Consider the following 21,294-nt stretch of genomic DNA (forward strand, 5'->3'; position numbering starts at 1 on the left):
GCCGGGATTCATTTGGCTGTTGGTCGTCATTGCGGCGAAAGCCGGGTTTTTAACAGCCGGATGGCTGGTCATCCAGCTTCTCGCTTGATCGTCATCCCAGCCTAAGCTGGGATCCATTTCGCCTTTGCTGTTGCTGTTGAAAATCCAAAGCGTTTCGTCCGCTACGCGGCCGAGTTCATTTCTTTTGGTAAGCCCCAAAAGAAATGAACTCGCCCCGAAGGGGCGAAACGCCTTTGATCTTCACATGCAACAGCAAAGGCAAAATGGGTTCCAGCTTCCGCTGGGATGACGATGCCCCGAGAAGCTGGATTCCCGCCTTCGCGGGAATGACGAGTAAAGCTAACGCCAATCCCATGCATGGGTTCCCGCATTCACGGGAACGACACCCAGTCAAAACAACAAACCCCAGAAACTAGAAGCCCGCCAACCCGAAGCCGTAAGGGGAGGGAGCATACGGTCTTCTGATGGGTTGGCGGGCGAAAACGCTTACAGCTACATCTTTACCGGGGAATCCTACAGGATCAAGTCCCAAGATCAGCCGGCATTGGGTTTGTCGAATTCAGATCAGCGCGCGCGCTTGGCGGTTGCCTTCTTCGCCGACTTGCGAACAGCCTTCTTGGCCGGCGCCTTGGCGGCCGCGGACTTGCGCGACGTCGGACCCTGGCGACGCAGTTCGGCGGTCAGCGCTTCGACGCGCTTGCTCAGATCGGTGAGATCGTCACGGCCCGGCACGCCGAGCTTGGTGAGCGCGCGCTGCACGCGATCCTCGAACACCTTCTCGAGACGGTCCCAGGTGTCGGTGGCGCGGCCGCGGGCCTGCTCGACGCGCTGGTCGACGGCGTCGCGGACCACATCGGCGCGGCCACCGGCGATCTTGCGCGCGGTCTGCTCGAGGTTGAGGCCTTCCTTGACGAGGGTTTCGAACAGCTTGCCGCCCTCGGCCTGCGCGCGGGCGAAGGCGCCGACGCCGGCGTGCCAGATCTGCTGGGCGGATTCGCTCAGCGACTTCGACAGCTTGTCGGCCTGGGCCTGCAGATCAGGCTTGCTGGAGGCAGTCTTCTTGCTTGCGGTTTTCTTGAACTTGGCCATGTTGCCCTCCCGGGCGCTCGTATGCATTTGCATGCATCGTCCGCGTCTTGTCTAGAGCATTCACACGACCAGCACACAATGCATGCTCGGGCGCCGCAGCGCCCGCCCATGGTTATGCGGACAAACGCCGGCTACGACGGCGGTGCGTGCGCTTGGCGATGACGCGTTCGGTGTCTTCCAGGGCGCGGCGCAGCCTGGCGGTGGTTTCGGTGCCGCGCGGCGGCAAGGGTGCCAGCCCGCTCAGGATGGTGCGGTGGGGATCGTTGAGGATCTCGTCGCGCAGGCGGATGCCGTTCGCGGCCAGCGCCGGGCGCAGTTCGTCGGCGCGACGGCGCAGTTCCTCCAGCGTGTGGCGATAGGCCTGCTGGCAGACGCGGCGGCGCGAGGCGAAGCTGAAGAGATTGGTGTGGAACAGCTCGCCGTCGTCGGAATTGGCTTCGAACACGAGCTGGTCGACGTCGGGATACTGCTGCGTGTATTTCGCCAGACCGACCTGCATGCGTGATTGCAGCAGGCTCCGGAAGGTCTGCGAGAGCACCGCCGGCAGGCCGCCTTCGGCAAGTCGGTGGTGCATGGCGTTCTTCGCGCCATTGCCGCTGCTGTTGAAGGGCACCAGCGGATTGATGCCGATCAGCAGGTCGATGCCGCGCTCCAGCAGCACCGAGGCATGCAGGGTGCGGCGCAGGGCGCCGTCGACGTAGTGGCGACCGCGTAGCTCCACCGGCGGATACAGGCCGGGCAGGGCGGCGCTGGCCTGTACCGCCTGCGAGATCGGCACGTCGTCCCAGCCTTCGCTGCCGAAGACAACGGGTTCGCCGTTGTCGAGTTCGACGGCGACGACGAACAGCTTGTTGGGCAATTCGCGGAAATCGTTGCTGCGACCGCGGCGGTTGAATACGCCGCGCATGAAGCGTTCGACTTCGGTGTTGTCGAACAGTCCGGTCGGGACCAGGCCGCCGAAGCGTTCGATGATGTCGGACCAGCGCGCGTTGCGCGGGTCGAGCAGCAGGCCGCGCCACCAGTCGATGGTCAGGCGCGGCAGGCTGGCGGCGCGCTGCAGGTATTCGTAGAGCGCCGGGCGTAGGAAGGTTTCGGGGCGGAACTGGATGTCGCGACTGTCACCGGTGATGAAGACCCGGCACATCTCGTCGGTGGTGATGCGATTGGCGAGCCCGGCGGCCAGGAAAGCGCCGCTGCTGACACCGACGTAGCCGTCGAGATCGTTGATGTCGAGGCCTTCGAACGCCTCGTCGAGGGCGCGCAGCGCGCCGAGTTCGTACATGCCCCCGATCGGGCCGCCGCCGGCGATGGCCAGGCCGATCCTGGCCGGCTGACGCTTGCGGGAAGGGGCGCGTCTCTGCGCCGTATGGAGTGAAAGCATGCCGACCGTCACGTTCCTGGGATGGCGGAGTTTAGCCGATCCGCCGGGATAAACCGGCTCGCCTTGGGCACCGGTAGCATGGATGATAAGCATCATGGCCCGATCGCCCCTAGCCGCCCGAATCGCGCGCCGGCTCGCTTGGCACCTGCGGCTGCAGGATCCTAAACGGGAGCCGCGCAACAAATCGCCCTGGCTGCCTGAATTGCGGCGCTGGCAGGCCGAACGCCTGAAACGAAGTTTCCAGCGCTTCCTGACCGACCCCAAGCGCCGGCCGGCGGCCGAATTCTTCCTCAGCGACGTTTACGGCGACCGCGATTTCACCCGCCGCGACGCCGACATCGCGCGGGTGTTGCCGATGATGCAGCGGCTGCTGCCCAAGCGCCTGCTGGAAACGGTGGCCGATGCGATGGAGCTGGGCGTGCTGTCGCATGCGCTCGATCTGCGCATGGCCGAGGCATTGCAGGCGCTGGCGCCGCGCCGGAAGCGGCTGGACGAGGCGCTGTACGCGGAGGCGTATCGCGAGATCGGCCTACCGCGGTTGCGGGCGCGGCAGATCGCGCTGATCCGTAGTGTGGGCGCCGGATTCGGGCGTGCCCTGAAGATGCCCGGCGTATCGGCGCTGCTGGCGTTCTCGCGCGGGCCGGCCAAGCTGGCGGGGCTCAGCGAATTGCAGGGGTTCCTGGAGCGCGGCTACGCCGCGTTCGAGGCGCTGGGGAATCCCGACAAGTTCGTGGCCGAGATCGAGCGTGACGAGCGGGAGGTGTCGCGGCGGTTGTTCGAGGGCGAGGACGATCCGTTTTTGCTGGATTGATTGGCTGGATTGAATTGCCGAATCCGGTTCGTATCCGGTCCGTCGCGAGATTCGCGCCAGCTCAATAAAAGATGTGCTACGAGAATTTCTCGTCGAGCACGCGCCGGATTTCCTTCTCGACCGTGCCTTGCAGCGCCGAGAGCAGGAACCCCAGCTTGGCGGTGACATGCAGCTGCTTCGCCGTCAGCGCGATCTTGCCGTCGACGCCGCTGCGCGTGAAGTTCATGGTGTCGCCGTCCCAGCCGTATTCGAAATCGAAACGGTCGGCGAGCTTCTTCGCCACGTCTTCCACGGCCTTGCGTGCCTTGGTGAGGGGCATGGAATGTTTGTGTCGGATGTCGATACCGGCCATGCGTGGCTCCGTGCTGCGTCGGTGGGCGTATTTGATGGGTGTTTCGGTGGACGTATTCTGCGGCGTCGCGCCACGGCCTCCAAGTCTGGACGGCCATGATAGATTGCCGCCGCATGGATCCCCTGAAACTGCGCTTCGTCGGCCGCGACCAGCCCGAGCTGATGCTCGGCGCCGGCATGCATGGCATCGGCCGCGCGAACGGCCGCGCTGATACCCTTGGTCTGCTGGATGAAGCGCAGGCGCCGCTGGTGCGGTTCTTCGTGGACCGCCGCGGCGTCTGGCTGACGGTGGCCGACGGCGTGCGCGGCGTGCACGTCAACGGGCGCGAGATTCGTCGCATGGCCATGCTGCGCGTGGGCGATGCGGTCTATATCGACGGTATCGAGATGCGGCTGGTGGGCGCGCGGCCGCCGCAGGTGCCCGAGAAGCTGCCGAAGGACGCGGGCGACGTGGACGTCGCCGATGGAACTCGCGTGCTGCTGCGCGGCGTTGGCGGGCAGTACCACGGACGCAGCTTCACGCTGGAGCGCTCGCGCCTGGTCGGACGCACCGAGGAGGCGGACATCCGTATCGACGATCCCGCCTTCGCCGATCGCCATGCGCGCCTGGAGTTGGTGGGCGATCGCATCATCCTGCGTGATCTCGGCTCGGTGGACGGCAGCGTGGTCAACGGCGAGTCGGTGCGCAATGCCTGGCTGCAGCCGGGCGATCAGATCGTCTTCGACGCGCACCATCGCTTCGTGGTGGAGGCGCCGGCATTGCGGCGGGCGGAGCGCGAAACCCGGTTGACGCCGGTCGATGAGCACATCTTCGAACTCGAAACCCCGGCCGATGCGGGGAAGGGGCGCTCGACCGCGTGGCGTCTGCCATGGCTGCTGCTGGCGGCGCTGGTGCTGGCGGGATTGCTGGCGCTGCTACTGCTGTTCGGCAGCGCCTGATCGCACCGGCGATCGCCGCGGGGAAGGGGCGGCACGCCGCTTCGCCCCCCATTTCCAGGCACGCCATCCGAGCAGCACAGCCAGGATCGCCGCGTACAGCAGCGGCTCGCGGATGTCGGACTTCACCAGCCACCAGAAGTGCAGCACGGCCAGCACGCCGATGAGGTAGACCAGCTTGTGCAGGCGCCCCCAGTTGCGTCCCAGGCGCTTGATCCAGCCCTTGGTGGAGGTGATCGCCAGCGGCAACAGCAGCAGCCAGGCGGCGAAGCCGACGGTGATGTACGGGCGCTTGGCGATCCCCTCGAAGATCTGCGTCCAGTAGTTGCGCAGGTCCAGGAACAGATAGGCCGAGAAGTGCAGTGTGGCGTAGGCGAACGCGTACAGGCCGAGCATGCGGCGGAAGCGGATCAGCACGGCCTGTCCGGTCAGCTGGCGCAGCGGCGTGATCGCCAACGCGATCATGAGGAAGCGCAGCGCCCACAGACCGAGGCGATGTTCGATCTCGGCGACCGGATCGGCGCCGAGGGCATCGCTTCCCGTGTTGTAGACGTCCCAGAACTGCCAGGCGAGGATCGCGAGTGGCGTCAGCGCGGCGAGATGGACGGCGGTCTTGGTGGCGATGATGGCTGTGGAAGTCTTCGGCATCGGCGCGGGGCGTTCAGAACCACTTCTTCAAATCCAGGCCCGTGTATAGCGAGGCGACCTGCGGCGCGTAGCCGTTGAAGATTCGGGTGGGGATGCGCTCGGCGAACAGGTTGCCGGTCTTGCCGGCGATGCGGCGTTCGGTCTTCTGGCTCCAGCGTGGGTGATCGACGTTCGGATTGACGTTGCTGAAGAAGCCATATTCCGACGGCTGCAGGTCGTGCCAGGCGGTTTCCGGCATCGTCTCGACGAAGTTGATCTCGATGATCGACTTGATGCCCTTGAAGCCGTACTTCCACGGCACCACCAGCCGCAGCGGCGCGCCGTTCTGCTGCGGCAGCGCCTTGCCGTACAGGCCGGTGGCCAGGATCGTGAGCGGATGCATGGCCTCGTCGATGCGCAGGCCCTCGCGATACGGCCAATTGATCGAGCGGTAGCGCACTTCCGGCATCTGCTTGGGATCGGCGAGCGAGGTGAAGGCGACGTACTTCGCCTTCGAGGTCGGTTCGAATTTCTTCAGCACGTCGGCCAGCGGCACGCCGAGCCAGGGGATCACCATCGACCAGCCCTCCACGCAGCGCATGCGGTAGATGCGCTCCTCGGGCTTCAGGCCCTTGAGCAGGTCTTCCAGCGAAATCTTGCCGGGCTTGGCGCATTCACCGCCCACGGTCACCGTCCACGGCGAGGTGCGCAGCGTGCGCGGCGCGCGCGAGGGGTCGTTCTTGCCGGTGCCGAATTCGTAGAAATTGTTGTAGCTGGTGACGTCCTGGTAGCGGGTGAGTTCCTCGTCCGTGCGGAACCCGGATTTGGCTTGTGCCGGTGTGATGGCGACTTTCGGCGGTGCCGGCGGCTCCGCGCGCGAGCAGGCGCTGAGCGCGAGCGCCGGGGTTCCGACCAATGCGGTCAGCAGCCGGCGGCGCTGGCGGTAAACCGTTTCGTCGGTGACTTCCGCGGCGGGGATGCGGAGGGCGTCGCGCAGGACGTGTCTGGGGAACATGGCATGACTCCGGAAAAAACAATTCGCTTTTCCTTCTCCCATCGGGAGAAGGTGGCGCGGAGCGCCGGATGAGGGAAGGAGAACGACTTGCCAGGAAGAGTTCTCGTGAGCGGGAATTATTCCGCCCTCATCCGCCCCTACGGGGCACCTTCTCCCGGCGGGAGAAGGGAAAGCAAGAGCATAGAGGCGGTACCTGGGCAAAAAGTTGCGCGGAAAACCATTGCAGCAGCCCTGCTGCACTGCGGCATACTAGCCGGCCACGCCACCAGCGGACGAACCGCAAGATTAGGGGATCCCCAACGATGTCGCGCGCCTACAACTTCGCTGCTGGACCCGCCGCGCTGCCTGAAGCGGTCCTGAAAACGGCGCAGGAAGAATTGCTCGAATGGCGCGATGCCGGCGCCTCGATCGTGGAACTGAGCCATCGCGGCCCCGAGTTCCTCGAAGTGGCGCGTGAAGCCGAGGCCGATCTGCGCCGTCTGCTGACGATCCCCGACGACTACGCCGTGCTGTTCCTGGCCGGCGGCGCCACCACGCAACAGGCGTTGATCGCGCTGAATTTCGCTTCGCCCGGGCAGAAGGCCGACTACGTCGTCACCGGACACTGGGGCAAGACCGCGCTGAAGCAGGTGACGCCCTACGTCGACATCAACATCGCCGCGAGCGGCGAGGACGGTGGTTTCCGCACCATCCCGGCGCGCGAGACCTGGCGTTTGTCGAAGGACGCCGCTTACGTCCACATCACCGCCAACGAAACGATCCACGGCGTCGAATTCCGCCCGGCCTGGGGAGAGACGCCGCCCGACGTCGGCGACGTGCCGCTGTTCGCCGACTTCAGCTCCAGCATCGCTTCCGAGCCGATCGACATCACGCGCTACGGCCTGATCTACGGCGGTGCGCAGAAGAACCTCGGCCCGGTGGGCGTGAGCGTGCTGATCGTGCGTCGCGACCTGCTCGAACGCACCGGCCAGCCGCGCGCCAACATCTTCAACTACGCCTCGCACCTGCAGGCGGAGTCGATGCTCAACACGCCGCCGAGCTACAACTGGTATCTGGCCGGATTGGTATTCAAGTGGATGCTGGCAGAGGGCGGGGTGGAGGAGTTCGCGCGCCGCAGCGAGGAGAAATCGCGGCTGCTGTACACGACGATCGACACCTCCGGTGGCTTCTACCGCAACGACGTCGATCCGGCGGTGCGTTCGCGCATGAACGTGCCGTTCTTCCTGCGCGACGAATCGCTCAACGACAAGTTCCTCATCGAGGCCAAAGACGCCGGCCTGATCTCGCTGAAAGGCCACAAGGTGCTGGGCGGCATGCGCGCCTCGATCTACAACGCGATGCCGGTCGAAGGCGTTCGCGTGCTCGCCGCTTTCATGAAGGATTTCCAGAATCGCCATGGTTGACCGTACACGCAAATCTGCCGGAAAGACTTCGGCCAAAAAACCGGCTGCGAAAAAGCCTACGATCAAGAAGCAGAAAACCGCGGCTGTCGAAGCGCCGCAGGAAACGGCCAAGCCCGATCTGCTCGCCGTCCGCGCCCAGATCGATGGGATCGACCACCGGATTCAATCCCTGATCGCCGAACGCGCGCAGTTCGCGCAGCAGGTGGGCAGGGCCAAGGGCAAGCTCGCCGCCGCGGTCGAGTACTACCGTCCCGAGCGCGAAGCGCAGGTGCTGCGCCGCGTGGTGGATCGCAACGACGGCCCGCTGTCGGACGAAGTGCTGGTGCGCCTGTTCCGCGAAATCATGTCGGCCTGTCTGGCGCAGCAGGAGCCGCTCAAGATCGGCTACCTCGGGCCGGAAGGCACGTTCTCGCAGCAGGCGGTGCACAAGCACTTCGGCCATTCCGCGAAGGGCCTGCCGCTGTCGAGCGTGGAAGAGGTGTTCAACGAAGTCGCTTCCGGCGCCGCCGATTTCGGTGTGGTGCCGGTGGAGAATTCCAGCCAGGGCACGATCCAGTCCACGCTCGATCTGTTCCTGACCTCGCCGCTGCACATCTGCGGCGAAGTCGAACTGCGCGTACACCAGTACCTGATGTCGCGCAGCGGCCATATCGAGGACATCGAGCGCGTGTACTCGCACCGCCTGTCGCTGGCCCAGTGCGGCGGCTGGTTGCGCCGCAATTTGCCGAAGGCGCAGAAGGAAGCCGTCGTCAGCAACGCCGACGCCGCCCGCCGCGCGCGCAATGCCGACGATGCCGCTGCCATCGCCAGCGAGAACGCCGCGCATGTCTACGGCCTGAAAGTCATCGCAGGGCCGATCGAGGACCATAGCGACAACACCACGCGCTTCCTGGTGATCGGCCGCAGTACCTTCCCGCCGTCCGGCAACGATCGCACTTCGCTGCTGGTGTTCATCCGCGACCAGCCCGGCGCGCTCTACAAGATCCTCGAGCCGCTGGCGCGCCGCAACATCAGCATGAACCGCATCGAGTCGCGTCCCGATCACGGTGCGCTGTGGCAATACGCATTCTTCATCGACGTCAGCGGCCATGCCGAGGAGTCGCCGCTGAAGGATGCGCTGTCCGAGATCGATCGCTTCGCTGGTGACGTGCGCGTGCTCGGTTCCTACCCGGTCGCGGTGCCGTGAGCGCGCAGCCACGGCCTTCCGGCACGACGGATGTTGCAACGATGAACTCCGATACGGCCGCTGAAGATCGCGCATTCTTCGCGAGCCTGGCACGGCCGGCGATCCGCGATCTGCGCGCTTACGACCCGGGTCATGACCTGGTCGCGCTACGCCGCGAATTCGCGCAGCGTGTGCCGCAGCAGATGCTGCAGAACGAACTGATCGAACTCGGTTCCAACGAGAATCCCTACGGCCCGAGCCCGCGCGCGCGTGAGGCGGCGCTGGCGGCGATCGACGAGATGTACCGCTATCCCGATCCGCGCGGCGGTGATCTCAAGCGCGCATTGGCCGCGACGCATGACGTCGACCAGTCGCAGATCTCGCTCGGCAATGGTTCTCACGAATTGCTGATGCATCTCGCGCAGGTGTTCGCCGGACCGGGTGTCGATGTGGTGCTGCCGCAATATGGCTTCGCCGTGTTCGTGATCGCGGCACGCGCGGCCGGTGCGAACGCGGTGATCGTCCCGGCGCTGCCGGCCGACGACGCGATGCCGTACGGCCACGACCTCGATGCGCTCCTGGCCGCGGTCACGCCGGACACGCGCTTGCTGTACGTCGCCAATCCGAACAACCCGACCGGCACCTGGTATCCGGCCGACGCCTTCGAACATTTCATCGCCGCCGTGCCGGAGCGCACCCTCGTGGTGGTGGACGAAGCCTACGCCGAATGCGCCGACGCGCCCGACTACGCGAGCGCGCTCGCGCTGCTCGGGAAACATCGCAACCTTATCGTCACCCGGACCTTCAGCAAGGCCTATGCATTGGCGGGATTGCGGGTCGGGTATGCGATCGGGCATCCGGAACTGATCGCCATCCTCGAGCGCATGCGCGAGAGCTTCAACATCAACAACGTGGCACTCGCGGCGGCGGAAGCGGCGCTTGGCGACGAGGCCTATTTGCGCACGACACTCGCGCGCAACGCGGAACAGCGCGCACGCCTCGCCGAAGCCCTGCGCGAGCGCGGCTGGCGGGTATCGCCGTCGCAGACGAACTTCCTGCTGGTCGAATTCGGCGGGGCCACGGTCGCGATCGAGGCAGCGCTGCGCGAAGCCGGCGTCGTGCTGCGTCCGATGGGCGGCTATGGCCTGCCTGGGCATCTGCGCATCAGCGTGGGTGACGAGAACGAGAATCGCGGCTTGCTCGCCGCGCTCGATCGCATCGCGGGCACCGTGGCATGAGCGGAGGCGGGCAGTCCTGGGTAGCCTCCACGGGCGCGGCCCTGCATGGCGCGGCGACGGTGCCCGGCGACAAGTCGATCTCGCATCGTGCGGTGATGCTGGGCGCGATCGCGGACGGCGTATCCAAGGTCGAAGGTTTCCTGGAAGGCGAGGACACGCGCGCCACCGCCGCGATCTTCGCCAGGCTCGGTGTGCGCATCGAAACGCCGTCGCCGTCCACGCGCATCGTGCATGGCGTGGGCATCGACGGTTTGCAGGCACCGAAGGAAGCGCTGGATTGCGGCAACGCCGGCACGGGCATGCGCCTGCTGGCGGGTTTGCTCGCGGGGCAGCGCTTCGACAGCGTGCTGGTCGGCGATGCTTCGCTGTCGAAGCGGCCGATGCGGCGCGTGATCGATCCCCTGACGCAAATGGGCGCGCAATGCGACGCCGAGACCGGCGGCCTGCCGCCGCTGCGCATCCGTGGCGGCAGGCAATTGCACGGAATCGATTTCGCGAGCGAGGTCGCCAGCGCGCAGGTCAAGTCCGCGGTGCTGCTGGCGGGGCTGTACGCAGAAGGCGAGACGAGCGTGCGCGAGCCGCATCCCACACGCGATTACACCGAGCGCATGTTGTCGGCGTTCGGCGTCGAGATCGAGTACGCGCCGGGCTACGCGCGCCTGCGCGGCGGGCAGCGCCTGCGCGCGCACGATGTCTCGGTACCGGCGGATTTCTCTTCCGCGGCGTTTTTCCTGGTGGCGGCGAGCATCATTCCCGGTTCCGAATTGCGTCTGCGCGCCGTCGGCCTGAATCCGCGCCGCACCGGATTGTTGGCCGCGTTGCGCGCGATGGGCGCCGATATCCGCGAGGAAAACGCGGGCGTGCATGCCGGTGAGGCGGTCACCGATCTCATCGTGCGTCACGCGCCGCTGCACGGAATCGAGGTGCCGGTGGAGCTGGTGCCGGACATGATCGACGAGTTCCCGGCGCTGATGGTGGCCGCCGCTTGTGCCGAAGGCACGACGGTGATCCGCGGTGCCGCGGAATTGCGAGTGAAGGAATCCGATCGTCTCGCCGCGATGGCGACCGGTCTGCAAGCGCTCGGTGTCGTGGTGGAGGAAACGCCCGATGGCGCGATCATCCAGGGCGGCGCGTTGCGTGGCGGACGAATCGACAGTCGCGGCGATCACCGCATCGCCATGTCCTTCGCGGTGGCGGGACAACTCGCGACCGGCGAGGTGCGGATCGACGATGTCGCCAACGTAGCGACATCGTTCCCGGGGTTCGATGCGCTCGCGCGCGAGACCGGGTTCGGTCTGCGCGCCCTCTGAGGAAATGCGATCTGGCGGCGGTCGCCCAAACTACTGTCGATCGCTCAATCGATAGTCGACCGGCACCCGGACACTGGAGGCGATGGTCCTGCCATCCCGCATCGCCGGCTTGAATTTCCAGCGCCGGATTTCACTCATCGCCGCGCGGTCGAGCACACGCGAACCGCTGCGTTGCGCGAGCCGCACGCTGCTCACGCGGCCCGCCGCATCGATATGGGCCACCACCATCACCGTGCCTTCCTCGCCGGCGCGGAAGGCGTCGCGTGGATAGTCGATCCGCGGACGGCCGACCAGGGCGACGTCGCGATCGCGACGCTTGACGGCGGATTTGGCGATCGGTGAGGTCGACTTCGACGGCGTCGCTTTCGTATCTTCCGATGCAGGCGACTTGATGTCTTGCTCGTTCGCATCCGGCTCCACGAGCGCGCTGTCGGTATTGGGTGGCACCGCGTCGAGCGGGCCCAGCGCTGTGCGTTGGTTGTAGAAGTACCAGGCGAATGCGATCAGAGCGATCAGCAGCAGAATCCAGATCAGTGGACTGACGCTTCTGTTCGGTTCCTCTTCAAGCAGCGGCGGATCGTTGGAGAGCCGGTGGGGATCCGACATGGGGTGACTCCTTCTCTTGCAGGAGACGCGAGCACGCCGACGCCTCCCTGGACAACGTGGAGAGGGTTCCACATGGATCGTTTCGGTTCCGTTATGCGCGTGAAGTGCGTTCAGCTTCTGCTATGTGAACGCGCGAGGTCAGTGAGTGCATGACGTTCAGAAAAGCTGGATGACCAGCTATCCGGTTGTTAAAAACCCCGCTTCCGCCGCAATCACGATCGCGGTCAGGCGTTCTGAAAACTCCATGCTCGATCCGAACATTCGATCCGAGCATTGGGGAACGCTGAATCAGCGTTCGAATTTCCCGTGCTATTGCGCGCTGTTGAAAGCGATCGGCACCTGCACCTCGCCGGGAATCGGCTGCCCGTCACGTCGCGCGGGCTGGAAACGCCACTTGCGCACGGCATCGGTTGCGGCGCGATCGAGCGAGCGCGAGCCGCTGCTGCGGACCAGATCGATGTCGCCGGGCACACCATCGGCGCCGACGTGGATGCGCAGCAGTGCTTCGCCGGATTCTCCGCGGCGCAGGGCCTCGCGCGGATAGTGCGGCGCCGGGCTGGAGATGGGGACGGGCGTCGTGTCCGCCGCGCCCGTCGTCGCGGTGCTCGGAGCAGGGCGGGGGGCGGGGGGCGGCAATTGCTCGCGCGGCGGTGGCGGGGCCGGCGTTTCATCGACGATGCGAGCCTCCTCGCCGGAATCCTCTTCGTTCGCCGCGGGCGCGCCGGTGCTGCCGGGCGCATCGGTATCGGGCACGGGCAGCGGCTCGAACTGGTGGCCTTCCGTGCTCTGCGTGGCGCCGTCGACGCGGTAGAAGTCGTGTTCGTTGCGCTGTTTCGCCCAGATCAGGAGGAACAGCAGCAGCCCCGCGAGGAAGGCGATGCCGATGCCGAGCCAGGCGCGGCGTGTGGGGGCGAAGCGAGCAAGACGGGATGTCGTGGACATTCTCGCATTCTGGCACAGCCGCGATGCCCCAATCCGGGCGCTGACACGCGATAATCGCCGGCTCTCGTCCACTGCTCCGGTTCGTCATGCTCGATCCCGTCCTTCTGCGCCAAGATCCCGCCGCACTCGCCGAACGCCTGCGCGACTCGCGCGGTTTCGAGCTCGACGCCGGGTCCCTGCAGTCGCTGGAGGCCGAGCGCAAGCGCATCCAGGTGCGTACCCAAGAATTGCAGAACCTGCGCAACACCCGCAGCAAGGCGATCGGGCAGGCCAAGGCCAAGGGCGAGGACGTATCGGCGCTGCTGGCCGAAGTGGCCGGCTTCGGCGACGAGCTGAAGGCGTCGGAAGTGGAGCTGGAACGCATCCGTACCGAACTCGATGCGCTCGCGCTCGGCATTCCCAATCTGCCGGACGACTCGGTGCCGGCAGGCAAGGACGAGCACGACAACGTCGAGCAGAACCGCTGGGGCACGCCGCGCGTGTTCGATTTCGAAGTGAAGGATCACGTCGAACTCGGCACCCGCAACGGCTGGCTCGATGGCGACACCGCGGCCAAGCTCAGTGGCGCGCGTTTCACCGTGCTGCGCGGACAGCTGGCGCGGCTGCATCGTGCGCTGGCGCAGTTCATGCTCGATCTGCATGCCGGCGAGCACGGCTACGAGGAAACCAATGTTCCTGTGATCGTGAATGCCGACAGCCTGTACGGCACCGGCCAGTTGCCCAAGTTCGAGGAAGACATGTTCGTCACGCAATTGGGCGAACACAAGCGCTACCTGATTTCGACGTCGGAGATTTCTCTGACGAACATCGTGCGCGAGGAGATCGTCGAAGCGGAGAGATTGCCGCTGCGCATGACCGCGCATTCGCTCTGTTTCCGTTCCGAGGCCGGAAGCGGTGGCCGCGACACGCGCGGGATGATCCGCCAGCACCAGTTCGAGAAGGTCGAACTGGTGTCGATCGCGAAGCCGGAGGAGAGCGACGCCGAGCACGATCGCATGACGCGCTGCGCGGAAGTGGTGCTGGAGAAACTCGGCCTGCCGTACCGCCGCGTGCTGTTGTGCACCGGCGACATGGGCTTCGCGGCACGCAAGACCTACGACCTCGAAGTCTGGCTGCCCTCGCAGAACACCTACCGCGAAATCTCCTCGTGCTCCAACTGCGGCGATTTCCAGGCGCGGCGCATGCAGGCGCGCTGGCGCAATCCCGCCACCGGCAAGCCGGAGCTCGTGCATACGCTCAACGGTTCCGGTGTCGCCGTCGGTCGCGCCCTGATCGCGGTGATGGAGAACTACCAGCAGGCCGACGGCAGCATCGAGGTGCCGACGGCGCTGCGGCCGTACATGGGCGGCGTCGACCGCATCGCCTGAGACGGCGTCGGGATCCGTCCGTCGAGATCAGGTCGCCGAGCCGCTCGAATGTCGCCTTGCGATCAGTGCGGAAGCGGACTGGGCCGCGAGGTCTCAGGCGGCCGCCGCGCAGCGCTCCGACACTTCGGCCAGGGCACGATCGATGGCCTCGCTGCGGTGCCGCGGCGACATCGCGACGCCTTCGGCACGCACGAACTCGATCTGGGTGATGCCCAGGAAGCCGAACAGGGTGCGCAGATACGGCTCGATGAAATCGCTCGGGCCGCCGGCATGCAGGCCGCCGGAACCGATCGCCACGACCACGCGCTTGTCGCCGGCCAGGCCGACCGGCCCGGATTCGGTGTAGCGGAAGGTCTTGCCGGCGACCGCGATGCGGTCGATCCAGGCCTTCAGCTTCGAGGGGATGGTGAAGTTGTACATCGGCGCGCCGACGACGATCACATCGGCCTCCAGGAACTGCTGCATCGTGCGTTCCGCGTCGGCCCGTTCGCCCGCGTCGGCGCCGGTGAAGGAGCCTCCGCTCAGGTGGCAGATCGGCTCGGCCTCGAGATCGCGGTATTCGACCACCAGGTCGCGGTCGCGCTTGCGCGCCTCCGCGACGACGGCGGCGGTCAGCTGGCGGGTGACGGAATTGGCGCCGAGGGCGCTGGAATCGATGTGCAGGAGCTTCATGGGACCTCCGGAAATGGACGGCGGCTGCCGTGACGGAGGTCAACTTATGTTGTTGCGTGTGTGGAATAAAGGTGATTAAATATCACGGATCGTTCCGTTTTTGGAGCAAAACTCATGCAAGACCTCAATGATCTCTATTACTTCGCCATGGTCGTCGACCACGGCGGTTTCGCCGCGGCCGAGCGCACGCTGGGCATTCCCAAGTCGCGTCTGAGCCGCCGCATCAGCCAGCTCGAGAACGATCTGGGCGTGCGCCTGCTGCAGCGTTCGACGCGCCGATTCGCGGTCACCGACGTCGGCCAGAGCGTGCATCGTCATGCCCAGTCGATGCTGGCCGAGGCCACCGCCGCGCGCGAAGTGGTCGACCGCCTCAGCGCGGAGCCGCGCGGGGTGGTGCGGGTCAGCGTGCCGGTCGGGATCGCCCAGCAGCTGATTCCGCAGATGCTGCCGGAGTTCCTGGCCAAGTACCCGCAGGTGCGGGTGCAGATGCACGTGAGCAATCGCCGCGTCGATGTGATCAACGAAGGCTTCGACATCGCCCTGCGCGTGCGTTCCAAGCTGGACGACGATGGCAGCCTGGTGATGCGCAGCTTCGGGCAGATCCAGGAATTGCTGGTCGCCAGCCCGAAATACCTCGATCGCGCCGGACGCCCCACGCAGCCGGAAGAACTGCACGACCACGTCACCCTCACCATGAACGAGGACGAGGTGCGGCAGCGCTGGGAACTGCAGGGCAAGGACGGCGAGATCCGCCGCGTCGAACTCAAGCCACGCGTGTCCGGCTTCGATTTCCCGATGCTGATGGCGCTGGCCAAGCAGGGACTGGGCATCACCATGCTGCCGGAAACCCTGTGCGCCGATGCCGTGCGCAACGGCGAACTGGAAGTGGTGCTGCCGGATTGGCGCCTGCCGCAGGGCATCGCCCATGTCGTGTTCGCCTCGCGTCGCGGCCTGCTGCCGGCGGTGCGCGTCTTCATCGACTTCCTGGCCGAGAAGCTGCCGCCGTTGATCGAGGAGTCGCGCCTGAACTGCGAGAATTGCAAGGGCAAGTCCTCCAGCAACAAGACCAACGGCGCGGGCGGCAACGGCGCCTCGCGCAAGCCGACGAACGACACGCCGCATGCGACAATGCGCTGAGGGACATCGAACGGGCTAACCCGCCGCTCGGTCCCGGCATGGACGACGCAAGACGCAATCAATAGGGAGAGATGGCCGAGCGGTTTAAGGCACCGGTCTTGAAAACCGGCGAAGGGTCAAACCTTCCGTGGGTTCGAATCCCACTCTCTCCGCCACTCGGCCAAGAGATCGCCATGCATCGAAGGGCGCCTGCGAAGACAACTTCAGAGATGTCGCAATCTCGCCGGGTCGTGTGGCGTCATGTCGGTAGCCTGGTGGTTGCGTTGCCGTTGTTGAGCCAGGCATGGCCTTTGTCGGCGCGGCCGCCCAATGCCTGGCCCGGTAGTTATACGGCCAAGGTGGAAGCGCTGGCGCTGCTGCAGTCCTTCAACGCCGATCTGCTGAGCCATGACAGCGCCACCCTGACGCTGGAACGCTGGTGCGGTGCGCACGCGATGGCGGCTCCGCCGAAAATCACGGCCCATGTCGTCTCGGGTGCGCAAGCGCCTTTGCCTGACGATCTGCGCGAACGCTTGAAGTTGGCGCGTGGCGAGAAGATCAAGTATCGGCAGGTGGAGTTGCGCTGCGGCGATCACACCTTGTCGATCGCGGACAACTGGTATGTGCCTTCGCGGTTGACGCGTGCCATGAATCGTCTGCTGGACACCACGACCACGCCGTTCGGCAAGGTCGTGCAGCCTCTGCACTTCAGACGTCAGACGTTGTCCGCGCAGATGCTCTGGTCGCCTTTGCCCGACGGGTGGGAAATGTCGCCACCCGAGTCGGTGCCGACGCAGGAGCCGCTGATGATTCCGCCGCGCATCCTGCAGCATCGCGCCATTCTTTATAGCGGTGCCAACGTTCCCTTCAGCGCGGTGCGCGAAACGTATACGGATCAGGTTTTGCGATTTTCACGCAATCCCTAGGAACGCGCGGAACACAGAGGAAGCCGTCCCCTGCATGCGGCCGTTTCCGACGGGAACATCACGATCGCCCAGATACCGTCATGACACGGCAGGCGCTGGTGCTGTTTCCCAGGCACGAGCCTGCGCGCAACAGCCGTGACCGTGATTGCCTTGACGACGAGGCGGCGAGCCCACTCGGCAGCCATTTCGAGCGAGTGACAAAAAAGAGCAGGTAGCCATTTGGATGCCGCTCCGCCTGCACACGAACTTCACATTGAAAATGTGATCTGTGTTGACCGCAAAACCGAGAATCGACGAGACTGGTGAGGACCAGATCACACGATCCACGGTTTCTGTAGCCAAAGGCGGCGATGCGCTCCAGCGCGCGTCGACATGTCGGGGATCGCGATGTCGGTCGAACCAAGTTCACGCTCGAAGGGGGCTATCGCCCCGTCCATTCGAATCCTTCCCGGTCCCGCCTTCGCGGCGCGCTGCAGGCGGGGGACCCATCATTGGGGCGGGGCGGCTGACGTCGATGCGTTCGTGATGCCGGCGGGCGGGGGATGACGTGCTCGCAGACGATCTTCCCCGCGGCTCCCGCTCGACGACCATGAAGCTTCCCTTCTCGAACGCGATCTTCGCATTCGCGCAGCCGGCGACGATCCGCTACACGATCGTGATGGCGCGGCTGGCGCATTTCGCCATTGCCGCGCTGCCAGGGCTGTTGATCGGCTTGGTGCCCACGACGGCGGCATCCATCGAATTCCCGCAGGCGTTGGCCCTGTCGATCATCGCCGGCCTGCTTTGCGTGCTGATACTCGGCATCGTCGGCGTCTACGGCGGCCTCTTGTTCAGCAACCGGCTGCTGATCCGGCGGTTCTTTTTCGCGTGGACGGCCTCGTTCGGCCTGTTGCTGGCGGTGCATTACCCCTTCCGCTTCCTCGAGCACGTGCCGCGCAATTCGCTGTTGGCCTGGTATCTGCTGTCCTTGTCGCTGCTGGTGCTCAGCCGGCTGACGATGCTGGCGTTCTTCCAGCGACGGGTCCAACGCGGCAAGTTCATCCAGCACTCGGTGATCCTCGGCATGACCGAGAACGCGATGCATCTGGCCGACCACGTGCTCAGCCACGCGGATGTGGGGGCCGGCCTGATCGGGTTCATCGACGATCGCCATCCTTCGCGTCTGCCTCCGCACCAGTTGCCGCACCTGGGCGGGATGGACACGCTGGAGCGCTTGGTGCGGAACGGCGAAGTCGACCAGATCCTGCTGGCGCTGCCGATCTCGGCGTACGAGCGCAACCATCATTACGTGCAACGCCTGCGGCAACTGCCGGTGCAGGTGCTGCTGGTACCGGACATGGCGATGTTCCGCATCGCGCACCGTCGCGTGGTGCCGGTGGCCGGGGCGCCGATGTTCGTGATCGCCGAGCCGCCGCTGCAGGGCTGGGCACCTCTGATCAAGCGCTGTGAGGACATCGCCATCTCGACTCTGGCGTTGCTGCTGCTGTCGCCGCTGATGCTGCTGGTGGCGATCGCGGTGAAGCTGGAATCGCGCGGACCGGTGCTGTTCCGGCAGAAACGCTACGGCTACAACCACCGCCTGATCGAGGTCTACAAGTTCCGCTCGATGTACCACCACCTGCGCGACGAGCATGCCGGCGTACAGACCGGCAAGAACGATCCGCGTGTCACCCGGGTCGGGCGCTTCATCCGCAAGACCAGCCTGGACGAGCTGCCGCAGCTGTTCAACGTGCTCGCCGGCAGCATGTCGATGGTGGGGCCGCGCCCGCACGCGACGGCGACGAAGGCGGCCAACGTCCTGTTCGAGGACGCGGTGAAGGAATACGTCGCCCGTCACCGGGTCAAGCCGGGCATCACCGGCCTGGCTCAGGTCCATGGCTACCGCGGCGAGACCGACACGATCGAGAAGATCCAGCGGCGGGTCGAGTACGACCTGGAATACATCGAGAACTGGTCGCTGTGGTTGGACCTGTCGATCCTGCTGCGGACGCTTCCGGCCGTCTTGTCGGCCAGGGCTGCGTACTGATAGGTGGTCCAGACGACGAAAGGCCCCCGAATTAAGGAATAATAGTGATGAATGTCACAAAATAAGCTGGATATGAATCTCATGGACTCGCGAGAACGCTCGAGATGATCTTCGCCTCCCACTTTGGCAAATTCCCGGCGTGCTGGGCATTGCTTCTGGCCGTCGCGCTGTCGACGCCGGTTCCCGCCCAGCAGGCGGTGCCGGCGAGCGCGCCCGCGGAAGCGGTACAGACGGCCGACTACCGGATCACCCAGGGCGACGAGCTGGCGCTGAAGTTCTTCTACGTGCCCGAACTCAACGAGACCGCGACGGTGCGGCCGGACGGCAAGATCAATCTGGCGCTGATCGGCGACATCCAAGCCGCCGAGCTGACGCCCGAGCAGTTCGCGCAACACCTGCGCGTGGCCTATGCGAACCATCTCCGCCATCCGGAGGTGACGGTCGAGATCGAAAAAGGTTTCGCCCGGCAGCAGGTGTTCGTCGGTGGCGAGGTGGCGCATCCGGGCATGCAGCCGCTGACGCCGTCGTTGACCCTGATGCGCGCGCTGATCGTCGCGCAGGGATTGAAGGACACCGCGGCGCCCAACCGTGTGGTGATCCTGCGCCGCGATGCCACGGGCGCCTCGCAGGTGATCGAAACGAATTTCGCCAGGCAGATGCGCGGCAAGGGCGGCGCCGATCCGGTGCTGCAACCCTACGACGTGGTGTTGGTGCCGCCATCCCGCGTCGCGGGCTTGAACAAGTGGATCGATCTGTACATCCGCCGCAACCTGCCGATCGGTTTTTCCTACAACATCAACGATCGCGGGGAGTACTAGCGCATGGATGATGCGAACCCCGGTTCGGCAGGCGTGAGCGGCAACGGCGTCCTGTCGCGGCCGTACACGCTGCGCGAGGCGCTCGAAATTCTTTTCAGGGATCGTCGCCGCATCCTGCTTGCGTTCGCGATCAGTCTTGGCGTGGTCCTGATCGCGGCATTGCTGATGCCCGCGCGTTACGTGTCCGACGCCAGCCTGCTGGTGCGGCTCGGGCAGGAATATGTCTACGTGGCCGAAGCCAGCAGCGGCAACAGCGGCGCCATGCCGCTGGCCTTCAGCCGCGACGAGGCCTTGAATGCGGAAGCGCAAATCCTGGCAAGCCGCGATCTGATCGGCCGCGCGATCGGCAAGATCGGCATCGCGCGGTTGTATCCCTCGCTCGCCAAGGGCGAGGACGATCCACGCAAGCCGAAGCTCGACCAGGCGGTGGAACAGTTCCGCAAGAGCTTCGAAGCCGAGCTGCTCAAGGATTCGACCGTGCTGCACCTGAGCTTCGCGCACAAGGATCCGGCGGTGGCGCAGCAAGCGTTGCGCGTGCTGGTGGAAACGTACCTGGATCGCCGCCGCGCGATCTTCTCCGATGCCCATGTGCGTTTCCTCGGTGAGCAGGTGGCCGAGGCGGGCAAGCGCCTGCAAGCGGCGGAAGCGCGCCTGGCCGATTTCAAGCAGGAACACGGCATCGTCAATTACGAACAGCAGCTCGCGCTCCTGCTGCAGCAGGGCAACGATCTGGAAAACCGCCTCAACGAAACCAGCCAGCAGGCGGAAACCGCCAGCGCGCGCGCCAAGAAGCTCAAGCAGCTGGCGGACAAGACGCCGGCGAATCTGGTCGTCTACAGCGAGACCCTCGGTGATCCGCAGACGCCGCGACAGTTGCTCGATCTGCGTCTGAAAGAGCAGGGGCTGAGCGCGCGTTATGTCGACGACAACCCGCTGGTGCAGAACGCCAGGAAGGATGTGGCGACCGCCGAGAGCTTCCTATCGCAGCAGCAGCGCAATCCGCCCAAGAACGTCCGCACCGCTCGCAACCAGGTGCTCGATCAGGCCGAACTGGACCTGATGCGCGCCGCATCCGACGAGTCGGCGCTCGCCGGCGCACGCAAGGCGTTGCAGGCGCGCCTGGAACAGCTCCGTCGTCGTGCCGAAACGCTCTCCGAGCAGCAGGCGCGCCTGAACGCGCTGAGCCTGGAACAGAAGCTGCTCGAGGAGAACTACGGCAACTACGCCCGCAAGCTGGAAAACGCGCGCATCGACGAGGCGCGCGAGCAGAAGGAGCGCACCAACGTCAGCGTCTTGCAGAGCGCGAGCCGGCCGCTTGCATCGAAGAGCATGCGCCTGCCGCTGCTGGCGATCGGATTCCTCTTCAGCCTGGGCGTGGCGCTGGTCGTGGCGTTCCTGTCCGAGGCCTTGCGCACGAGTTTCCAGATGCCGGAACAGGTGGAACGCGGTCTGGGGGTTCCGGTGCTCGCGACATTGCCACGAGTGGGAGGTTGAG

At 65.5% G+C, this 21,294-nt stretch carries 20 protein-coding genes and 1 tRNA gene; 13 read left to right on the top strand and 8 right to left on the bottom strand.

Features of this window, described 5'->3' with window-relative positions:
- Nucleotides 1–564: 564 nt before the first annotated feature.
- The gene (locus LG367_RS05220; protein WP_226468174.1) at nucleotides 565–1,089 is read right to left on the bottom strand and encodes a phasin family protein; all 525 of its coding nucleotides are present in this window, start codon (nucleotides 1,087–1,089) and stop codon (nucleotides 565–567) included.
- 112 nt (nucleotides 1,090–1,201) lie between these two features.
- Nucleotides 1,202–2,470: a patatin-like phospholipase family protein gene (locus LG367_RS05225; protein WP_226468175.1), complete on the bottom strand. Its 1,269-nt coding sequence runs from the start codon at nucleotides 2,468–2,470 to the stop codon at nucleotides 1,202–1,204.
- A 94-nt stretch (nucleotides 2,471–2,564) separates the two neighbouring features.
- On the opposite strand from LG367_RS05225, the gene LG367_RS05230 reads away from it, so the two are divergent.
- Complete coding sequence (locus tag LG367_RS05230; protein ID WP_226468176.1) at nucleotides 2,565–3,281, top strand: DUF8198 family protein; 717 nt, start codon at nucleotides 2,565–2,567, stop codon at nucleotides 3,279–3,281.
- Between the two features lie 76 nt (nucleotides 3,282–3,357).
- Here LG367_RS05230 and LG367_RS05235 read toward each other — a convergent pair whose 3' ends face one another.
- Nucleotides 3,358–3,633 carry a polyhydroxyalkanoic acid system family protein gene (locus LG367_RS05235; protein WP_226468177.1) on the bottom strand — a complete coding sequence of 92 codons (276 nt, stop codon included), beginning with the start codon at nucleotides 3,631–3,633 and terminating at the stop codon, nucleotides 3,358–3,360.
- Between the two features lie 113 nt (nucleotides 3,634–3,746).
- On the opposite strand from LG367_RS05235, the gene LG367_RS05240 reads away from it, so the two are divergent.
- Entirely contained in the window at nucleotides 3,747–4,571 is an 825-nt protein-coding gene (locus tag LG367_RS05240; protein WP_226468178.1) for an FHA domain-containing protein, read from the top strand.
- Here the strand turns inward: LG367_RS05240 and msrQ are convergent.
- Both msrQ and msrP read right to left on the bottom strand, forming a co-directional pair.
- Nucleotides 4,548–5,216, bottom strand: coding sequence for a protein-methionine-sulfoxide reductase heme-binding subunit MsrQ (msrQ, locus tag LG367_RS05245; RefSeq protein ID WP_226468179.1), 669 nt, complete (start codon nucleotides 5,214–5,216; stop codon nucleotides 4,548–4,550). The two genes, LG367_RS05240 and msrQ, sit on opposite strands and share 24 nt — an antisense overlap.
- 13 nt (nucleotides 5,217–5,229) lie before the next feature.
- Nucleotides 5,230–6,210, bottom strand: coding sequence for a protein-methionine-sulfoxide reductase catalytic subunit MsrP (gene msrP / locus LG367_RS05250; protein ID WP_226468180.1), 981 nt, complete (start codon nucleotides 6,208–6,210; stop codon nucleotides 5,230–5,232).
- A gap of 302 nt (nucleotides 6,211–6,512) precedes the next feature.
- Here msrP and serC point away from each other — a divergent pair, with 302 nt between their 5' ends.
- From serC to aroA, 4 genes are read left to right on the top strand one after another with little or no spacing between them, the layout of a single operon-like run.
- On the top strand, nucleotides 6,513–7,613 hold the full coding sequence (serC, locus tag LG367_RS05255) for a phosphoserine transaminase (protein ID WP_226468181.1): 1,101 nt from the start codon (nucleotides 6,513–6,515) through the stop codon (nucleotides 7,611–7,613).
- Nucleotides 7,606–8,799: a prephenate dehydratase gene (pheA, locus tag LG367_RS05260; protein WP_226468182.1), complete on the top strand. Its 1,194-nt coding sequence runs from the start codon at nucleotides 7,606–7,608 to the stop codon at nucleotides 8,797–8,799. The genes serC and pheA overlap by 8 nt, the downstream gene beginning before the upstream one ends.
- Before the next feature lie 41 nt (nucleotides 8,800–8,840).
- Nucleotides 8,841–10,016 carry a histidinol-phosphate transaminase gene (gene hisC, locus LG367_RS05265; RefSeq protein ID WP_226468183.1) on the top strand — a complete coding sequence of 392 codons (1,176 nt, stop codon included), beginning with the start codon at nucleotides 8,841–8,843 and terminating at the stop codon, nucleotides 10,014–10,016.
- Nucleotides 10,013–11,326, top strand: coding sequence for a 3-phosphoshikimate 1-carboxyvinyltransferase (gene aroA, locus LG367_RS05270; RefSeq protein WP_226468184.1), 1,314 nt, complete (start codon nucleotides 10,013–10,015; stop codon nucleotides 11,324–11,326). The genes hisC and aroA overlap by 4 nt, the downstream gene beginning before the upstream one ends.
- A 30-nt stretch (nucleotides 11,327–11,356) precedes the next feature.
- Here aroA and LG367_RS05275 read toward each other — a convergent pair whose 3' ends face one another.
- Complete coding sequence (locus tag LG367_RS05275) at nucleotides 11,357–11,932, bottom strand: energy transducer TonB (RefSeq protein ID WP_226468185.1); 576 nt, start codon at nucleotides 11,930–11,932, stop codon at nucleotides 11,357–11,359.
- A gap of 309 nt (nucleotides 11,933–12,241) precedes the next feature.
- Nucleotides 12,242–12,874, bottom strand: coding sequence for an energy transducer TonB (locus tag LG367_RS05280; protein ID WP_226468186.1), 633 nt, complete (start codon nucleotides 12,872–12,874; stop codon nucleotides 12,242–12,244).
- Nucleotides 12,875–12,960: 86 nt separating this feature from the next.
- Between LG367_RS05280 and serS the strand changes: the two genes are divergently transcribed.
- Nucleotides 12,961–14,241 (top strand): serine--tRNA ligase, encoded by a 1,281-nt coding sequence (serS, locus tag LG367_RS05285; RefSeq protein WP_226468187.1) that lies wholly within the window; start codon nucleotides 12,961–12,963, stop codon nucleotides 14,239–14,241.
- 93 nt (nucleotides 14,242–14,334) lie between these two features.
- Here the strand turns inward: serS and LG367_RS05290 are convergent, their stop codons facing one another.
- The gene (locus LG367_RS05290) at nucleotides 14,335–14,913 is read right to left on the bottom strand and encodes an FMN-dependent NADH-azoreductase (protein WP_226468188.1); all 579 of its coding nucleotides are present in this window, start codon (nucleotides 14,911–14,913) and stop codon (nucleotides 14,335–14,337) included.
- 114 nt (nucleotides 14,914–15,027) lie between these two features.
- Here LG367_RS05290 and LG367_RS05295 point away from each other — a divergent pair, with 114 nt between their 5' ends.
- The 6 genes from LG367_RS05295 to LG367_RS05320 all read left to right on the top strand — a co-directional run bounded on the left by LG367_RS05295 (nucleotide 15,028) and on the right by LG367_RS05320 (nucleotide 21,293).
- Nucleotides 15,028–16,050 carry a LysR family transcriptional regulator gene (locus tag LG367_RS05295; RefSeq protein WP_226468189.1) on the top strand — a complete coding sequence of 341 codons (1,023 nt, stop codon included), beginning with the start codon at nucleotides 15,028–15,030 and terminating at the stop codon, nucleotides 16,048–16,050.
- 65 nt (nucleotides 16,051–16,115) lie between these two features.
- A tRNA-Ser gene (locus LG367_RS05300) sits at nucleotides 16,116–16,205 on the top strand.
- Nucleotides 16,206–16,259: 54 nt separating this feature from the next.
- Entirely contained in the window at nucleotides 16,260–16,955 is a 696-nt protein-coding gene (locus tag LG367_RS05305) for a hypothetical protein (RefSeq protein WP_226468190.1), read from the top strand.
- A gap of 589 nt (nucleotides 16,956–17,544) precedes the next feature.
- Nucleotides 17,545–18,981, top strand: a complete 1,437-nt coding sequence (locus LG367_RS05310; RefSeq protein WP_226468191.1) for an undecaprenyl-phosphate glucose phosphotransferase — start codon at nucleotides 17,545–17,547, stop codon at nucleotides 18,979–18,981.
- A gap of 104 nt (nucleotides 18,982–19,085) precedes the next feature.
- On the top strand, nucleotides 19,086–19,799 hold the full coding sequence (locus LG367_RS05315) for a polysaccharide biosynthesis/export family protein (RefSeq protein WP_226468192.1): 714 nt from the start codon (nucleotides 19,086–19,088) through the stop codon (nucleotides 19,797–19,799).
- A 3-nt stretch (nucleotides 19,800–19,802) separates the two neighbouring features.
- Nucleotides 19,803–21,293 carry a GumC family protein gene (locus LG367_RS05320; protein ID WP_226468193.1) on the top strand — a complete coding sequence of 497 codons (1,491 nt, stop codon included), beginning with the start codon at nucleotides 19,803–19,805 and terminating at the stop codon, nucleotides 21,291–21,293.
- Nucleotide 21,294: the final 1 nt, after the last annotated feature.

The organism is Luteimonas panaciterrae, from assembly GCF_020511115.1.
GTDB lineage: Bacteria > Pseudomonadota > Gammaproteobacteria > Xanthomonadales > Xanthomonadaceae > Luteimonas > Luteimonas panaciterrae.

Coding starts and splice junctions, on each gene's coding strand:
- LG367_RS05220 (WP_226468174.1), bottom strand. CDS start 1,089: ATGGCCAAGTTCAAGAAAACCGCAAGCAAGAAGACTGCCTCCAGCAAG.
- LG367_RS05225 (WP_226468175.1), bottom strand. CDS start 2,470: ATGCTTTCACTCCATACGGCGCAGAGACGCGCCCCTTCCCGCAAGCGT.
- LG367_RS05230 (WP_226468176.1), top strand. CDS start 2,565: ATGGCCCGATCGCCCCTAGCCGCCCGAATCGCGCGCCGGCTCGCTTGG.
- LG367_RS05235 (WP_226468177.1), bottom strand. CDS start 3,633: ATGGCCGGTATCGACATCCGACACAAACATTCCATGCCCCTCACCAAG.
- LG367_RS05240 (WP_226468178.1), top strand. CDS start 3,747: ATGGATCCCCTGAAACTGCGCTTCGTCGGCCGCGACCAGCCCGAGCTG.
- msrQ (WP_226468179.1), bottom strand. CDS start 5,216: ATGCCGAAGACTTCCACAGCCATCATCGCCACCAAGACCGCCGTCCAT.
- msrP (WP_226468180.1), bottom strand. CDS start 6,210: ATGTTCCCCAGACACGTCCTGCGCGACGCCCTCCGCATCCCCGCCGCG.
- serC (WP_226468181.1), top strand. CDS start 6,513: ATGTCGCGCGCCTACAACTTCGCTGCTGGACCCGCCGCGCTGCCTGAA.
- pheA (WP_226468182.1), top strand. CDS start 7,606: ATGGTTGACCGTACACGCAAATCTGCCGGAAAGACTTCGGCCAAAAAA.
- hisC (WP_226468183.1), top strand. CDS start 8,841: ATGAACTCCGATACGGCCGCTGAAGATCGCGCATTCTTCGCGAGCCTG.
- aroA (WP_226468184.1), top strand. CDS start 10,013: ATGAGCGGAGGCGGGCAGTCCTGGGTAGCCTCCACGGGCGCGGCCCTG.
- LG367_RS05275 (WP_226468185.1), bottom strand. CDS start 11,932: ATGTCGGATCCCCACCGGCTCTCCAACGATCCGCCGCTGCTTGAAGAG.
- LG367_RS05280 (WP_226468186.1), bottom strand. CDS start 12,874: ATGTCCACGACATCCCGTCTTGCTCGCTTCGCCCCCACACGCCGCGCC.
- serS (WP_226468187.1), top strand. CDS start 12,961: ATGCTCGATCCCGTCCTTCTGCGCCAAGATCCCGCCGCACTCGCCGAA.
- LG367_RS05290 (WP_226468188.1), bottom strand. CDS start 14,913: ATGAAGCTCCTGCACATCGATTCCAGCGCCCTCGGCGCCAATTCCGTC.
- LG367_RS05295 (WP_226468189.1), top strand. CDS start 15,028: ATGCAAGACCTCAATGATCTCTATTACTTCGCCATGGTCGTCGACCAC.
- LG367_RS05305 (WP_226468190.1), top strand. CDS start 16,260: ATGTCGCAATCTCGCCGGGTCGTGTGGCGTCATGTCGGTAGCCTGGTG.
- LG367_RS05310 (WP_226468191.1), top strand. CDS start 17,545: ATGAAGCTTCCCTTCTCGAACGCGATCTTCGCATTCGCGCAGCCGGCG.
- LG367_RS05315 (WP_226468192.1), top strand. CDS start 19,086: ATGATCTTCGCCTCCCACTTTGGCAAATTCCCGGCGTGCTGGGCATTG.
- LG367_RS05320 (WP_226468193.1), top strand. CDS start 19,803: ATGGATGATGCGAACCCCGGTTCGGCAGGCGTGAGCGGCAACGGCGTC.